General features: G+C 70.8%; 16 protein-coding genes and 1 pseudogene. 7 read left to right on the forward strand and 10 right to left on the reverse strand.

Translation table 11 applies throughout. The features are described from left to right. Positions 1-30 precede the first annotated feature (30 nt). Complete coding sequence (locus CLM62_RS50080) at positions 31-204, reverse strand: hypothetical protein (protein ID WP_179382132.1); 174 nt, start codon at positions 202-204, stop codon at positions 31-33. Positions 205-426: 222 nt separating this feature from the next. Here CLM62_RS50080 and CLM62_RS50085 point away from each other — a divergent pair, with 222 nt between their 5' ends. After that, on the forward strand, positions 427-597 hold the full coding sequence (locus CLM62_RS50085; protein ID WP_179382139.1) for a hypothetical protein: 171 nt from the start codon (positions 427-429) through the stop codon (positions 595-597). A gap of 220 nt (positions 598-817) precedes the next feature. Continuing rightward, on the forward strand, positions 818-1,093 hold the full coding sequence (locus CLM62_RS18485; RefSeq protein ID WP_095751002.1) for a DUF1876 domain-containing protein: 276 nt from the start codon (positions 818-820) through the stop codon (positions 1,091-1,093). Positions 1,094-1,111: 18 nt separating this feature from the next. Here the strand turns inward: CLM62_RS18485 and CLM62_RS18490 are convergent, their stop codons facing one another. From CLM62_RS18490 to CLM62_RS18515, 6 genes are all read right to left on the reverse strand, one after another. Further along, positions 1,112-2,287: a serine hydrolase domain-containing protein gene (locus CLM62_RS18490; RefSeq protein ID WP_095750979.1), complete on the reverse strand. Its 1,176-nt coding sequence runs from the start codon at positions 2,285-2,287 to the stop codon at positions 1,112-1,114. Positions 2,288-2,338: 51 nt separating this feature from the next. Next, a complete protein-coding gene (locus CLM62_RS18495) occupies positions 2,339-2,833 on the reverse strand; it encodes an organic hydroperoxide resistance protein (protein WP_257003908.1) in 495 nt (164 codons plus the stop codon). Positions 2,834-2,953: 120 nt separating this feature from the next. Further along, positions 2,954-3,415 (reverse strand): MarR family winged helix-turn-helix transcriptional regulator, encoded by a 462-nt coding sequence (locus tag CLM62_RS18500; RefSeq protein ID WP_095750980.1) that lies wholly within the window; start codon positions 3,413-3,415, stop codon positions 2,954-2,956. 10 nt (positions 3,416-3,425) lie between these two features. Then, positions 3,426-4,193, reverse strand: a complete 768-nt coding sequence (locus tag CLM62_RS18505) for an energy-coupling factor ABC transporter ATP-binding protein (RefSeq protein ID WP_095750981.1) — start codon at positions 4,191-4,193, stop codon at positions 3,426-3,428. Then, entirely contained in the window at positions 4,181-4,942 is a 762-nt protein-coding gene (gene cbiQ / locus CLM62_RS18510) for a cobalt ECF transporter T component CbiQ (protein ID WP_095750982.1), read from the reverse strand. Before cbiQ ends, CLM62_RS18505 begins: the two co-directional genes overlap by 13 nt. Position 4,943: 1 nt before the next feature. Continuing rightward, positions 4,944-6,029, reverse strand: coding sequence for an energy-coupling factor ABC transporter permease (locus tag CLM62_RS18515; RefSeq protein WP_095750983.1), 1,086 nt, complete (start codon positions 6,027-6,029; stop codon positions 4,944-4,946). 191 nt (positions 6,030-6,220) lie between these two features. On the opposite strand from CLM62_RS18515, the gene CLM62_RS18520 reads away from it, so the two are divergent. After that, positions 6,221-6,574, forward strand: a complete 354-nt coding sequence (locus CLM62_RS18520) for an SsgA family sporulation/cell division regulator (protein ID WP_095751004.1) — start codon at positions 6,221-6,223, stop codon at positions 6,572-6,574. A 42-nt stretch (positions 6,575-6,616) separates the two neighbouring features. On the opposite strand, the gene CLM62_RS18525 is transcribed toward CLM62_RS18520, so the two are convergent. From CLM62_RS18525 to CLM62_RS18535, 3 genes are all read right to left on the reverse strand, one after another. Then, on the reverse strand, positions 6,617-8,317 hold the full coding sequence (locus tag CLM62_RS18525; protein WP_095750984.1) for a penicillin-binding transpeptidase domain-containing protein: 1,701 nt from the start codon (positions 8,315-8,317) through the stop codon (positions 6,617-6,619). A gap of 96 nt (positions 8,318-8,413) precedes the next feature. Then, on the reverse strand, positions 8,414-10,054 hold the full coding sequence (locus CLM62_RS18530; protein WP_095750985.1) for a penicillin-binding transpeptidase domain-containing protein: 1,641 nt from the start codon (positions 10,052-10,054) through the stop codon (positions 8,414-8,416). A 65-nt stretch (positions 10,055-10,119) separates the two neighbouring features. Continuing rightward, on the reverse strand, positions 10,120-11,862 hold the full coding sequence (locus CLM62_RS18535) for a phospholipid carrier-dependent glycosyltransferase (RefSeq protein WP_179382140.1): 1,743 nt from the start codon (positions 11,860-11,862) through the stop codon (positions 10,120-10,122). Between the two features lie 166 nt (positions 11,863-12,028). Here CLM62_RS18535 and rsmI point away from each other — a divergent pair, with 166 nt between their 5' ends. The 4 genes and pseudogenes from rsmI to CLM62_RS18555 form a co-directional block, all read left to right on the forward strand. Beyond that, positions 12,029-12,931, forward strand: a complete 903-nt coding sequence (gene rsmI, locus CLM62_RS18540) for a 16S rRNA (cytidine(1402)-2'-O)-methyltransferase (RefSeq protein ID WP_095750987.1) — start codon at positions 12,029-12,031, stop codon at positions 12,929-12,931. Positions 12,932-13,146: 215 nt separating this feature from the next. Continuing rightward, positions 13,147-13,518 (forward strand): hypothetical protein, encoded by a 372-nt coding sequence (locus CLM62_RS18545; protein ID WP_095750988.1) that lies wholly within the window; start codon positions 13,147-13,149, stop codon positions 13,516-13,518. 47 nt (positions 13,519-13,565) lie between these two features. Beyond that, on the forward strand, positions 13,566-14,495 hold the full coding sequence (locus CLM62_RS18550; RefSeq protein ID WP_095750989.1) for a TatD family hydrolase: 930 nt from the start codon (positions 13,566-13,568) through the stop codon (positions 14,493-14,495). 161 nt (positions 14,496-14,656) lie between these two features. Beyond that, positions 14,657-14,940 (forward strand): annotated as a pseudogene (locus tag CLM62_RS18555) (hypothetical protein); the annotation flags it as partial.

Raw genomic sequence — 14,940 nt, forward strand, 5'->3', positions numbered from 1 at the left:
GCAGGTCTCGAACGCGCTCAGTTGGACACGTCAATCATCGTGGGGGCGGCGATCGGAGCCGTGTTCTTCAAGGAGCCGGGCGGTCAGCCGCCGCCAGGCCAGCTGCTCGGCGGGGTCATCGCTGTTGGCGTAAACCGAGGACTGGTGATCGGCTACGGCCATGTCCGTGAGTTCCGCCGCCAGTGCGGCAACGTCGTGCGTCACTCTCAACTCCCAGGTGGATTCGGTGCGTTGTGCCCGACACTCGCGAGCCTAAAGGCGCATATCAGGTGTAAAGATCATTCCGGTGGCGAACTCCGGATGGCCGGCACGAGGCCGACGACCGGGATCGGGGGTGATTGGCAGATCTGTTCCACGCCCGCGAAGGAAAACCCCAGGTGAGGTGGCCGTGCCGGTGGAACAGATCTGCCAATCACTGGGTGAGCCGTGCTCGGCGTGGCCTCCGGCGACCTAGCGGCGATGACGGGCGTCGAGCCGCCCGGCTCGTCACCGGGGCCGACCGCCGCTGGTGTGGCCGAGCTCATCTGGGACGTGCGACGTCTCGCCGCGGGTCAGCTCCAGCAGGTCAGCGACCTGGCGGAATCCATGCGGGAGTAGCTGGCGGGATCGAGCGGAGATGGCCAGTGCCAAGCTCGTTCCGGCCAGGCAGCCGTCGATGATCTGTGATCGGGATCAGGCTGATGCTGCGCGGGACACCCATCTTCGGTGTATGGGAGGGACCCCTGGCTGCTCAGCCACCGAGGAACACCCGGAGCCCACTAGTCGACAGCAGGCCCGAAGGAGCACCCTGGAAGCAGATATTCCGGAGGTGATCGTCGTGATGCACACCGCTGTGGGATGGCACGTCGAGCTCGAATTCCAGGAGGACGATCAGCACACGAAGGCGGCCGCGCTCGTGCGTCTGCCCGATGGCAGCGAGGTGCGGGCCCACGGACACGCGACCCGGCACCGCACGGACGCGAATCAGCCGAGGGTGGGCGAGGAGATCGCCGGCGCACGGGCCCTCAACGAACTCGCGATGCGGCTGCTGACCAAGGCGCACGACGAGATCGACGAGGCGTCCGGGCGGACCTCCCACCCGATCCACGTCTGAGCCGTCGGGCCAACGCCCTTACGCCGGTACGGCGGCGGCCCGCACCGCCCGGACCAGTGCCTGCGCCCGCGGGTCCGCCGTCACGGTCTTGCGGAAACCGTTGGTCACATAACCGAAGGCGATGCCGGTCTCCGGGTCGGCGAAGCCGAGGGCGCCGCCACGGCCCGGGTGGCCGAAGGAACCCGGGCCGAGGAGCGGTGATGCGCTGCCGTGCAGCATGTAGCCGAGGCCGAAGCGGGTGTTGACCACGAGGACGCGGTCCGCTCCCGCCGACTCCTCTGCCCGGGCGAGTTCCACCGTGGCCGGGTCGAACAGCCGTACGCCGTCGACCTCGGTGATCAACGCCGCGTAGAAGCGGGCCAGTCCGTCGGCCGTCGCGATGCCGTTGGTCGCGGGCAGGGCCGCCGCGCGGTACGCCGGGTCGTTCTGGTCGGGGAAGGGGGTGATCGCGGCGAAGGCCCGGCGGGTGAGGGAGGCCGGGTCGTCGTAGGCCTGGGTGACCGAACGCTTCGGGCGCACGCGCAGACTCGCCCCCGTGGCGGGCTCCGGCGCCTCGATCCGGCCGACGCGACCCGTCCGGCCCGCCGCCTCCTCGTCCGCCGGCAGCCCCAGCCACAGGTCCAGGCCCAGCGGCCCGGCCATCTCCGCAGCGATCCACTCGCCGGTCCCCATGCCGGTCACGCGCCGCACCAACTCGTCGAGCATCCAGCCGTACGTCAGCGCGTGATAGCCGTGATCCGTGCCGGGTGCCCAGGTGGGCGCTTGGGCGGCTACGGCCTCGGGGCCCTGCGAAGGCTCCAGGGCCTGCTCCGGCGTGAGCGGCCGGTCGAGCACCGGGAGCCCGGCCCGATGGTTCAGCACGTGCCGCACCAGCACCCGCTCCTTGCCGCGCGCCTTGAACTCCGGCCAGTACTCGCCGACCGGCGCGTCCAGGTCCAGCTCCCCGCGCTGACGCAGCAGCAGCGGTACGGCGGCGGCGACGCCCTTGGTCGCGGAGCGCATGATCTGTGCCGTGCCCCGCTCCCACGGCTCGGTGCCGTCGACATCGCGCGTGCCGGCCCACAGGTCGACGACCTTGCGGCCGTCCTGGTACACGGCGACGGCCGCGCCCCGGTCCCCGAGCGCCTCGAAGTTCCGTACGAACGCGTCCCTGACCGGCTCGAAGCCCTCGGCCACTGTGCCGTTCACGTCCACGTCCGTACTCCTCCTCGTCCCGCTGAAGTCGGGCCGTCGCCCGCGTCTTACTCAGCCAAGCAGAATCGTCACGTCGATGTTCCCGCGGGTCGCGTTCGAGTACGGGCAGACCTCGTGGGCGGCGTCCACCAGCTTCGCCGCGATGTCCGCGTCCAGGACGGGGAGGGAGACGCTGAGGGCGACCGCGAGGCCGTAGCCGCGCTGCTTGTTGGGGCCGATGCCGACCTTCGCGGCGACCGTGGAGCCGGTCAGGTCGTAGCCCGCCCGGCGGCCGACCAGGACCAGCGCGTTGTGGAAGCAGGAGCTGTAGCCGGCCGCGAACAGCTGCTCCGGGTTGGTGCCGTTGCCGTCGCCGCCCAGCTCGGGCGGCATCGCGACCTTCAGCTCGATCTGGCCGTCCTGGCTGGTGACAAAGCCGTCCCGGCCGCCGTGCGCGGTGGCCTCGGCGACGTACACGATCTTCGACGGACGGGTGTCGACAGCGGCGTCGACAGCGGCGTCGACAGCGGCGTCGACCGCTGTGCCGACGGCAGTGTCCTCAGTCATGGCCGGCTCCCCCCGGAACAGGTGCGCGCAAATGCATCGTGCACAAGGTACCCGTCGGTAGTAGTCCGTTTACTACCAGGGGGTAGCAACCCCGGGTAACCCGAGATCAGCGCATACGGGTCAGCGAGTACGCTCCGCAGCCGCCCCCGCCCTCTCCGCCAGCCGCCACAACTCCTCCCGCAACCGCGCGACCCCCGCACCGTCGAGCTCGGTCGCCGCGAGCAGCGCGCCCGGCACGCGCGCCGCGCGCTCCCGCAGCTCCTCCGCGCGCCCCGTGCAGGCGACCAGCACCGAGCGCTCATCGCGCGCCGCGCGCTCCCGGCGCACGAGCCCCGCCGACTCCAGCCGCTTCAGCAGCGGCGACACCGTGCCGTAGTCGAGCCGCAGCGCGCCGGCCAGTTCCTTGACCGTCGTCTCGCCGCGCTCCCACAGCACCAGCAGCACGAGGTACTGCGGGTAGGTGAGGCCGAGCTCGTCGAGGAGCGGGCGGTACGCGGCCGTCACCGCGCGCTGGGCGGCGTACAGCGCGAAGCACAGCTGGTCGTCCAGCAGCAGGGACCCGGCGTCCTCTTGGTTCGTCACGCGCCCATTGTCACGGACGGCCCGGCGCGGCAGGCACCGAACGCGGGTCGAAACCGAACGGCAGCTCCAGCCGGTGGGCCCGCATCAGCTCGTCGTCGGAGAGCAGCTCCGCCGTCTTGCCGTCGGCCGCGATCGTGCCCTCGCTCAGGATCAGGGAGCGCGGGCACAGCTCCAGCGCGTACGGCAGGTCGTGCGTGACCATCAGCACCGTCACGTCCAACGACCGCAGGATGTCGGCCAGTTCGCGACGGGAGGCCGGGTCGAGGTTGGAGGACGGCTCGTCGAGGACCAGGATCTCCGGCTCCATGGCGAGCACGGTCGCGACCGCCACCCGGCGCCGCTGGCCGAAGGAGAGGTGGTGCGGGGGCCGGTCGGCGAAGTCCCGCATGCCGACCCGCTCCAGGGCCGTACGTACCCGCGCCTCCAGTTCGGGCCCCTTCACCCCGGCCGCCGCCGGCCCGAACGCCACGTCCTCCCGCACGGTCGGCATGAACAGCTGGTCGTCCGGGTCCTGGAAGACGATGCCGACCTTGCGCCGGATCTCGGCCATGTGCTGCCTACCGACGGGCAGCCCGGCGACCTTCACCGTGCCGGTGCCGCCGGTCAGGATGCCGTTGAGGTGGAGGACGAGGGTCGTCTTGCCGGCGCCGTTGGGACCGAGCAGCGCGACCCGCTCGCCGCGCGCGATCGTGAAGTCGACGCCGAACAGGGCCTGGTGCCCGTCGGGATAAGCGAAGGCCAGTCCGGCCACTTCCAGTGAAGCTGTCACAGAGACCATCCCAACACGCAGACGACGAGGGCGGCGACGGGGAGGGCGAGGGCGTACGACCACTGCGCCCGGGACGCGGTCACCTCGTCGATCACCGGCATCGAACCGGCGTACCCCCGGCTGACCATGGCCAGGTGCACGCGCTCGCCGCGCTCGTAGGAGCGGATGAAGAGCGCCCCCGCGGACTTGGCCAGCACGCCCCAGTGCTTGACGCCGCTCGCCTCGAAGCCCCGCGACTCCCGCGCGATCCGCATCCGCCGCATCTCGTCCGCGATGACGTCGCCGTAACGGATCATGAATGAGGCGATCTGCACGAGCAGTGGCGGGAGTTTCAGCCGCTGCAGTCCCAGCAGGAGTTCGCGCAGTTCGGTGGTGGAGGCGAGGAGGACGGAGGCGGCGACGCCGAGGGTGCCCTTGGCGAGCACGTTCCAGGCGCCCCACAGTCCGCTGACGCTCAGCGACATCCCGAGGACCTCGACCTGCTCGCCCTCCGCCACGAACGGCAGGAGCACCGCGAAGGCCACGAACGGCACCTCGATCAGCAGCCGCTTGAGCAGGAAGCCGGCGGGCACGCGGGCGACGTACGCGACGACGCCCAGCAGCACGGCGTACAGGCCGAACGTCCACATCGCCTCCCGTGGTGTCGAGACGACGACCACGACGAAGGCGAAGACCGCCGCCAGCTTGGTGTGCGGCGGCAGGGCGTGCACGGGCGAGTGCCCGTGCCGGTAGAGCCTGTGCGCGTGCCCGGCGCCCATGTCAGACGCTCTCAGCGCTGTCTACGGCGTTCTCCACTGCCGTGTTCTCCACGGCCGTGGGGGAGGCGTCGTCCGTACGGCGCCTGCGGACCGCCCAGAACACCGCGCTGCCCGCGACGACGGTGACGCCGACGCCGATCACGCCCGCCAGGCCGCCGGACAGCCGGGCGTCCTCGACGTCCTTGACGCCGTAGTCGGCGAGCGGGGAGTCCGCGGTGGCGTGCTCCTCGGTCTTCTTGTCGATGCCCTTGTCGGCGGCGACCTTCTCCAGGCCGTCGGGGTCGGCGGAGGCGTAGAAGCTGACGAATCCGGCCAGGACGAGGGAGGTGACCAGGCCGATCGCCCACACCTTGCGGTGGGAGCGGGCGGCCACCGGGGCGGCCGGTTCCGCCGCGGGGACGTCGACGAGTTCGCCGTTCACCCGCAGCTTCAGCTTCTGCGTCAGGCCGCGCGCGCCGTACACGAGGTCGGGGCGCACGGCGATGACCGCGCCGACGGTGAGGGCCGTGATGGCCGCCTCACCGATGCCGATCAGGACGTGCACGCCGATCATGGCGGTGGCGACCTTGCCGATCGCGACGTCCGTCGTGCCGCCGACGGTGTACAGGAGCGTGAAGGCCAGTGCCGCGGCCGGGACCGAGAGCAGGGCGGCGACGAAGGAGGCGACGGTCACCGAACGGCGGGCGCGCGGCAGGACCTTCACCAGCCCGCGGAAGACGGCGTACGCGACGACCGTCGTGACGATCGCCATGCACGTGATGTTCACGCCGAGCGCGGTCAGACCGCCGTCCGCGAAGAGGATGCCCTGCATCAGCAGGACGACGGAGACGCACAGGACCCCTGTGTAGGGGCCGACGAGTATCGCGGCGAGCGCGCCGCCGAGCAGATGGCCGCTTGTTCCCGCCGCGACGGGGAAGTTGAGCATCTGCACGGCGAAGATGAAGGCGGCCACGAGGCCGGCCAACGGCGCGGTGCGCTCGTCCAGCTCGCGGCGCGCGCCGCGCAGGCTCACGGCGACGGCGGCCGCGGCGACCGCCCCGGTCGCTACGGAGGTGGGGGCGTCGATGAATCCATCAGGCACATGCACCGTTCGATGATAGTGGCTTGTTGCGAACAGCTTGCAAGAGAGATGCGCAGCGAACAGCTACAGACAGGCGGGCGGGCAACCGTCCGGTCCAGGAAGCGGAATCCAGGAAATGTGCGACATTGGAAAGGGAGTGGATACACAGCTCCCACACAGATTCCACACAGATTACGCAGCGTGAGAGGGCCGTCACGATGTCTGTAGTCGAGCAGTACGCACGAGCCCACATCGTCTCGGACGTGGACATCTCGGAGGACGAGGCCGTCCCGGTGGTCCTGCGCTACGACCCCGACACCGACCCGCGCTCGGTACGGGTCGGCCTGCCCGGGACCCACGACGAGTGGACCTTCTCGCGCTCGCTCCTCGAGCAGGGCCTGCGCGCACCGGTCGGCAGCGGAGAGGTCCGCGTGTGGCCGTGCGGGCGCGTGCAGGCCGTGGTCGAGTTCCACACCCCGCAGGGCGTCTCGGTGGTGCAGTTCGATACGAAGGCGCTGCTCAGGTTCCTGCGGCGGACGTACATGGCGACGGCGTCACCCGTCACTAGCTGAGGCTCAGCTGCCCGCCTCCAGCCGCCCGCCTCCAGTTGCCCTTCAGCCGCCCGCCTTCAGCAGCGCCGCCACGATCGGTCCCGCCGTCTCGCCGCCGTGGCCGCCCTGCTGGACCACGCCCGCGGCCGCGAGGTCGCCCCGGTACGCCGTGAACCAGCCGTTCGGCTTCTTCTGGCCGTCGACCTCCGCCGAGCCCGTCTTCGCGCCGACGTTGCCCGTGACCCCGGACATCGCCTCCGCCGCCGTACCGTAGGCCGCCGTGTACGCCATCAGCTCCCGCAGCTGGGACAGGGCCGTGGCGGACATCGTGCGGGAGGCGGTCGCCAGCTTGCGGTCGTCGACCGACGGGGACACCAGGTAGGGCTGGTGGAAGGTGCCCGCCTGGACCGTCGCCGACACCGACGCCATGTTCAGCGGGTTCATCCGGACCGCGCCCTGACCGATCAGCGAGGCCGCCATCTGGGCCTGCGACTGCACCGGCACCGCGCCGTCGAAGGACGGCACGCCGATGGCCCAGTTGTTCAGGCCCAGACCGAAGACCTGCTGGGCCTGCTTGGTCAGGTCGTCGTTCTTCAGCTTGGGCGCCTGGCTGATGAAGGCGGTGTTGCAGGAGCGGGCGAAGCTGGCCTTGAAGGTGCCGTTCTTGATCTCGAACTTGTCGTCGTTCTGGAACTTCCAGCCGCCGTACGTGAAGTACTTCGGGCACGGATGCGTCTTGTCCGCCGACGCCAGGCCCTTCTCGATCAGCAGCGAGGAGGTGATGACCTTCATCGTGGAGCCGGGGGCGAGGGAGCCCTGGAAGGCCGTGTTGAAGTTCTTGGAGGCGTTCGCGACCGCCAGGATCTCGCCGGTCGACGGACGCAGTACGACGACCGACGACCGTGCCTTCTTGGCCACCTGCTGCTCCGCCGCCGCCTGGAGCGCCGGATTCAGGGTCGTCTTCACCGTGCCCGGCGTGCCCTTGCTGAGCTCCAGCAGGGTCTTGTCGGCGGACTCGGCGGACTCGGCGGACTCGGCGGACTTCGCCGACTTGCCGCGGATCACGCGCAGCTCGACGCCGGCCTTGCCGCCGGCCGTCTTGCCGTACTTCTCACGCAGCCCGTCGAGGACCGGGCCCATCGACGGGTACTTGTCCTCGGTCAGCTCGCCGCCGTCCCGGTCGACCGCCTTGATCGGCGGGGTCCCGGACTCGCCGGTGACCAGGGTGTCGCCGTCCTGGAGGTCGGGGTGGACGACCGAGGAGTGCCAGTCGACCAGCGGCTTTCCATCGGCCTCGCGGCGTACGACGGTGAGCGCGCTGTCGTACGTCAGCGGCTTGCTGGTCTCCTTGTACGTCACCGTCCCCTTCACCGTGAAGGGGACCTTGTCGCCGGTGCGGGTGCCCGGTGTGAGCGTGACGTCCTTGATGTGGGCGTCCTTGGTGTAGCCGGTCAGCAGGGCGGTGGCCGCCGCGGAGTCGTCCGTGGCGGCGGCCGCGGCGGTGACCTTGCCCTGCTGCCAGGCCGTGAGGAACGCCTGGGCCGTGGTGGTGACCTCGGTCGCGGAGAGCGGGCCGGACGGGACGTCCTTCGCCTTCTGCTCCGCGCCGGTGGACGTCGTCCGCGTGCCGTCGTCGGCGGCCGCTCCGCCGTCGTACAGCGCGTAGACGCCGAAGCCGGCGCCGGCGACGACCACGGCGATCATCCCGCCGATCACGGCGGGCTTCGTGTTCCGTCGCTCGGCGACGCGCTTTCTCTGTCCCACAGCCTTCGATCTCCTCCGGAATCCCAGGGTCCCCGTTGCCCTCTTAACTCCCAACGACGGCAACCACCCTAGAGTCCCGTCCTCCGCGGGCCGAGATCAGCCGCCCGCTCGTAGCACGGCTGCGACAATCGGACCGGCCGCGTCGCCGCCGTGGCCGCCCTCCTCGGTCATGGCCGCAGCGGCGATATCGCCCCGGAATCCGGTGAACCAGCTGTTGGACTTGGCGTTCCCGTCGACCTCGGCGGAACCGGTCTTCGCGCCGATGTCCCCGCCGAGCCCGGCCATCGCCTCGGCGGCGGTGCCCTGGGTCGCGGTCAGCCGCATCATCTGCTTCAGCTGGGCGGCCGTGCCGGCCGGCAGCCCCTTCGCGGTGGCTATCTGGCGGCCGTCGAGCTCCGGCGAGACCAGGTAGGGCTGGCGGAACTCGCCGGTGATCGCGGTGGCCGTCACCGAGGCCATGTTCAGCGGGCTCATCTGGACCTGGCCCTGGCCGATGGCGTTGGCGGCGCGGTCCGGGCCGCTCACCGCCGGGACACTGCCGTCGAAGGAGACGATGCCGGTCTTCCAGTCGTCCCGGCCGAGCCCGAACCGGGTCTGGGCCTCGGTGGTCAGCGACTCGTCGGTGAGCGGCTTCTCGTCGATCAGCTTGATGAAGGCGGTGTTGCAGGACAGCATGAAGCTGTTGGCGAGCGTGGCGTTCGGGTTGGCCTTCATGCCGGTGATGTTCTTGAAGGTCTGGCTCTGCCAGACGGCGGTGTCCTCACAGGGCGCCGGGCCGTTCATCGAGGTCACGCCGTTGTCGATGAGCATCGCCGCCGTGATGATCTTCATCGTGGAGCCGGGGGCGACCCGCCCCTCGAAGGCCGCGTTGAAGGCGTCCTCGCGGTGGTTCGCGACGGCCAGCACCTCACCCGTGCTGGGCTTGACGGCCACCACGGACGACTGGTCGTACTGCTTCACCGCCTTCTCGGCCGCCGCCTGCGCGCTCGCGCTGATCGTGGTCTCCAGCCTGCCCGGCTTGCCCTCGGCGAGGGTCAGCAGCGGGGTGTCGGCGGCGGCCTCGTCGGCGTGCCTGATCACCAGTTCGATACCGGGCGTGCCGCCGGCCTTGTCGCCGTACTTGCCGCGCAGGGCGTCCAGGACCGGACCGAGGGAGGGGTACTTCTCCTCCGTCAGCACGGTCCCGTTCCGGTCCACGGCCTCGATCGGCGCGTTCGCCGACTCTCCGGTGACCAGGGTGTCGTCCCGCTGCAACTCCGGATGGATCACGGAGGGCTGCCAGTCGACCAGCGCCCGCCCGGTGGACACCCCGCGCACGACGGTCAGCTCGCTCTTGTACGTCAGCGGCTTGGACCTGCCCTCGTACGCCACCTTCGCCTTCACCGTGTACGGCACGGTGGCACCGGACGCCGTACCCGGCGTGATCTTCACGTCGCCGATGTGGGCGCCCTGGCCGTACGCCGTCAGCAGCGGCTCGGCCGCCGTGTCGTTGTTCGTGTACGACGCCGCGGTCGCCGCGTCCCCCTTCTCCCAGGCCGCGAAGAACTTCGCCGTCGTGTCCTTGACCTCGTCCGCACTCGGCGGCCCGCTCTTCACCGGCGCGGGCCCGGCCGCACCGGGCCCGCTCCCCCCGTCGCCGTTCAGCGCGGACATGATGTTGTAGGCGCCGTACCCGGCCCCACCGACCATCACGGCGAACACACTGCCGACGACGGCAGCCTTTACCCCCCTGGCCATTGGGTGTCCCCTCCCGTTACCCCGTTCGTGTTTCGAACTGTACGGGGCAGGTGTGACACCTGGGGTCAGACCCAGGTATCCAGCCACATACGTGACCGCCACTCGTCTATGGGGATCGCCGTGCCGGTGTACAGCGGCCAGAAGTAGATGAAGTTCCACGCGATCAGCAGGACCAGGACGCCCGCCCCCGTCGCGCCCACCACGCGGCGCGTGTCGGTGGAGCCGGGGCGGCCGATGATCGCGCCGAGGAGCATGGCGACCGCCAGGCACAGGAACGGGACGAAGACGATCGTGTAGAAGAAGAAGATCGTGCGGTCCTGGTAGAGGAACCAGGGGAGGTATCCGGCGGCGATGCCGCAGGCGATCGCGCCCGCCCGCCAGTCGCGGCGGAAGAACCAGCGCCACAGGACGTACAGGATCGCCAGGCAGGCCACCCACCACAGCAGCGGTGTGCCGAGTGCCAGCACCTCGCGGGCGCACTTCTCGCCCGCGTCGGCGGGACAGCCCTGCTTGCCGGGGGTGGGGGACTCGTAGAAGTACGAGACCGGGCGGCCCGTGACGAGCCAGCTCCATGGGTTGGACTGGTAGGTGTGCGGCGAGGAGAGGTTGACGTTGAACTCGTAGACCTCGTGCTCGTAGTGCCACAGGCTGCGCCACCAGTCCGGGAAGAGCCACGACCAGCTGCTGCCCTTGCCGTCCGTGGTCGCCCAGTTGCGGTAGTAGCCGCCGGTGCCGTCCGCGGGGGAGAGGATCCAGCCCGTCCACGAGGCGATGTATGTCGCGATCGCGACCGGGACGGTGGCGACGAAGGCCAGTCCCAGGTCGTGCTTGAGCACCGCCACGTACGGGCGGCCCGCGCCCGCGACCTTGCGGGAGCCGACGTCCCACAGCACGGCCAGCACGCAGAAGAAGACGAGGACGTAGAGGCCGTTCCACTTGGTGCCGATGGCCAGGCCCATCATCAGGCCCGCCAGCCAGCGCCACGGGCGCGGGCCGAGGCGGAGGGTCTCGGCGACGTGTGCGTCGGGGCGGACCCGGCCGTCGGCGTCCACCGGCAGCGCGGCGGCGAGTTTCTCGCGGGCCCGGTCGCGGTCGATCACCAGGCAGCCGAACGCGGCAAGGACGAAGAACATCAGCACGCCGTCGAGCAGCGAGGTGCGCGCCATCACGAACGCCAGGCCGTCCACCGCCATCAGCGCGCCGGCCAGGCAGCCGAGGAAGGTGGAGCGGAAGATACGGCGGCCGATCCGGCACAGCATCAGGATCGCCAGGGTGCCGAGCAGGGCGGTCATGAACCGCCAGCCGAACGGGTTGAACCCGAAGATCAGCTCGCCGAGCCCGATGACGTACTTGCCGACCGGCGGGTGCACGACGTACGCCGCGTCCGTCGGGATCGGGACGTTCCCGTTGTTGGACAGGATGACGTCGTTGACGTTCTTGTCCCAGTTGACCTCGAACCCGCGGTGGACCAGCGCCCACGCGTCCTTGGCGTAGTACGTCTCGTCGAATATCACCGCCCTCGGGCTGCCCAGGTTCCAGAACCGCAGCACACCCGCGAACAGCGTCACCAGGAGCGGACCGCCCCAGCCGGACCAGCGGGTGATCCGCTCGGCGAGCGTCCTGGACACGCCGAGGACCTGCCACAGCCGGGGGCTCGGCTGGACGTACGGCGGCACGAGCCGGTCGCGGACATCGGCTCTGGGCCCCGCCGTGTATCCGAAACGGCGCAGCCGCTGTTGCCACGACGGCCGCTGGTCCTGATGGGCCTGCTCCTGCCGGGTGTCCGTGGAGGACGCGGTACTGGTCACCGCGCCATCGTAGGGAACGGTGCTGTGTGAGTCCCGCGCATGGGCGGTAGAGGTCAGGATGCGTCCGGATCCGACGGCCATGGAGGGGAGACGTCCGGATGCGTCCGGATCCGACGGCCCTGGAGGGGAGGCGTCCGCATCCCCGGGCCCCTGGGAGGATGGGGACGTGACAGTTACGCCCGGAACCCTCGTCCTCGCAGGCACTCCCATCGGCGCCATCGCCGACGCCCCGCCCCGGCTCGCCGAGGAGCTGGCCGGCGCCGACGTCGTCGCCGCCGAGGACACCCGGCGGCTGCGGCGGCTCACGCAGGCGCTGGGCGTGACGCCCAAGGGGCGGGTCGTGTCGTACTTCGAGGGCAACGAGTCCGCCCGTACGCCCGAGCTCGTCGAGGAGCTCCTGAACGGCGCGCGTGTGCTGCTCGTCACGGACGCCGGGATGCCGTCCGTCTCCGACCCGGGGTATCGGTTGGTCGCGGCGGCCGTCGAGAAGGACATCCGCGTCACCGCCGTACCGGGACCGTCCGCGGTACTCACCGCGCTCGCGCTGTCCGGGCTGCCCGTGGACCGGTTCTGCTTCGAGGGGTTCCTGCCGAGGAAGGCCGGGGAACGGCTGTCCCGGCTGCGGGAGGTCGCGGACGAGCGGCGCACGCTCGTCTACTTCGAGGCCCCGCACCGGCTCGACGACACCCTCGCCGCCATGGCCGAGGTGTTCGGCGCCGACCGGCGGGCCGCCGTCTGCCGGGAGCTGACCAAGACGTACGAGGAGGTCAGGCGCGGCGGGCTGGGCGAGCTGGCCGCGTGGGCGGCGGAAGGCGTCCGCGGGGAGATCACGGTCGTCGTGGAGGGCGCGCCGGAGAAGGGGCCCGAGGAACTCGACGCCGAGGAGCTCGTGCGGCGGGTGCGGGTGCGCGAGGAGGCGGGGGAGCGGCGCAAGGAGGCGATCGCCGCGGTGGCCGTGGAGGCGGGGGTGCCGAAGCGGGAGGTGTTCGACGCGGTGGTGGCGTCGAAGAACGCCGCGTCCGGAACGTCGTCCAAGAGGGGCGCACAAGGGGGCGCACACGGCGCCTGAGCAGGGCGTATCTCCGCTGAGCGCGCGCCCCATGGCTGCGTAAAGAGTCCTCGTGGAAGGCAAAGCCCGGGCGGGGTCAACCGGGCGGTATGGCAAGGAAGACCCAAATCACCGCCAACACTCGGCAGGTGTGCTGCCTCCGGGCTCGCGGAGGAGTCCACTGAGTCGAAGAGGACGTACCCGTCCTTGTCGTCCAGCGGACACCAGGAGCTGGCATGAGTGAGATCGCCGTCGTCCACGAGTCGTATTCCTTCGCCTGCATGCGCTGCGGGCACGGGTGGGAGCAGTCGTACGAGATAGAGCATCACGTGGACGCCGATGGCCGGGAGTTCGTGCAGTACGTGGTGGACGGCCAGGTCGTGCCGTCCCCGCTCAGCAGGCCCACGTGCCAGAACTGCGACAACCACGTCGTACGGATCATGCGGCCGGGCCGGGTCGCGTCGGCCCGGGACGCGGCGCACCGGCAGCACCACACGCCGCCCGCCGGGCCGGTCGAGGCACCGACGGCCGGGGCGGAGGGCCAGAAGGAGCACCACCACTGGCACCTGTCCGATCTCCTGCACGCCTTTCAGCGCAAGGCGAGCTGACGCCCTCCGGGATCGGAGACGGCATGCCCCTTTCGTAGGATCGGGGCATGCCTTCGAACGCCCCGTCGTCCGACAAGAACGCCCCGTCGTCCGACGAGAACGCCCCGTCGTCCGACAAGAACGCCGCGCCGCCGCTCCCGGAGCCCCTCCGGGTGCCGGTCGCCGACTCCCACACCCACCTGGACATGCAGTCCGGCACGGTGGAGGAGGGGCTGGCGAAGGCCGCGTCGGTCGGCGTGACGACGGTCGTGCAGGTGGGGTGTGATGTGCGCGGCTCGCAGTGGGCCGCCGAGACCGCCGCGGCGTACGACGCCGTCCACGCGACCGTCGCCCTGCATCCCAACGAAGCCCCCCGCATCGTCCACGGCGATCCGGATGGCTGGTCCCGGCAGGGTGCGCGCGAGCCGGGCGGGGACGCCGGGCTCGACGAGGCGCTCGCCGAGATCGACCGGCTGGCCGCGCTGGGGCAGGTCAAGGGCGTCGGCGAGACGGGCCTCGACCACTTCCGCACCGGCCCCGAGGGCAAGGCGGCCCAGGAGAGGTCCTTCCGCGCCCACATCGAGATCGCCAAGCGGCACGGCAAGGCCCTGGTCATCCACGACCGTGACGCCCACGCGGACGTCCTGCGCGTCCTCAAGGAGGAGGGCGCCCCCGAGCGGACGGTGTTCCACTGCTACTCCGGCGACGCGGACATGGCCGAGATCTGCGCCCGCGCCGGATACTTCATGTCCTTCGCCGGCAACGTCACCTTCAAGAACGCCCAGAACCTGCGCGACGCCCTCGCCGTGGCCCCGCTGGAGCTGATCCTGGTGGAGACGGACGCGCCCTTCCTGACACCGGTGCCGTACCGCGGACGGCCCAACGCCCCGTATCTCGTTCCGGTCACGGTGCGGGCCATGGCCGCCGTACGCGGCATCGACGAGGACGCGCTGGCGTCGGCACTCGCGGCGAACACGGCACGCGCGTTCGGATACTGACCCGTTATCGCCCCATTAGCCCGTTATCGACCCTTCGCTGATCCGCTCGAACGCAACGCTGGGTAGTCGCGTCGCTTTGGAGAGTGACGATCGCTCCGCTAGGTTCTGGGGGCCCGATCCGGACCCCTCTGGACCCCCTCCGGCCCCTGGAGCGTGTCGGCGTGAGCAACTCGCAGTACCAGACGTTCGAGACGTACGGCCCGAGCGATCCGTACGGCGCGGATCCCGCCCACGAGCCGCCGGTGTACGACCCGCCCACCGACCCGCACTCCGATGTGCACTCCGATGCGCACAGCGCACAGACGCCGGCCTACGGCACGTACACGGCGCCGGCGCCCTACGAGGACACCTACCGGCCCGCCTACGAGGCGCCGGAGTCGCCCGGGTCCGAGCTGCCGCGGCAGAGCACACCCGACGCGCCCCACGTGCCCGACGCGCCCGTCGT

Source organism: Streptomyces sp. SA15 (genome assembly GCF_002291145.1).
In the GTDB taxonomy this organism is placed as follows: domain Bacteria; phylum Actinomycetota; class Actinomycetes; order Streptomycetales; family Streptomycetaceae; genus Streptomyces.

What these genes read in the sequence shown, in the direction of transcription:
- CLM62_RS18495 (WP_257003908.1), bottom strand. Translation starts at nt 2,833, where the DNA reads ATGACTGAGGACACTGCCGTCGGCACAGCGGTCGACGCCGCTGTCGAC.
- CLM62_RS18505 (WP_095750981.1), bottom strand. Translation starts at nt 4,193, where the DNA reads ATGGTCTCTGTGACAGCTTCACTGGAAGTGGCCGGACTGGCCTTCGCT.
- cbiQ (WP_095750982.1), bottom strand. Translation starts at nt 4,942, where the DNA reads ATGGGCGCCGGGCACGCGCACAGGCTCTACCGGCACGGGCACTCGCCC.
- CLM62_RS18520 (WP_095751004.1), top strand. Translation starts at nt 6,221, where the DNA reads ATGTCTGTAGTCGAGCAGTACGCACGAGCCCACATCGTCTCGGACGTG.
- CLM62_RS18530 (WP_095750985.1), bottom strand. Translation starts at nt 10,054, where the DNA reads ATGGCCAGGGGGGTAAAGGCTGCCGTCGTCGGCAGTGTGTTCGCCGTG.
- CLM62_RS18545 (WP_095750988.1), top strand. Translation starts at nt 13,147, where the DNA reads ATGAGTGAGATCGCCGTCGTCCACGAGTCGTATTCCTTCGCCTGCATG.
- CLM62_RS18550 (WP_095750989.1), top strand. Translation starts at nt 13,566, where the DNA reads ATGCCTTCGAACGCCCCGTCGTCCGACAAGAACGCCCCGTCGTCCGAC.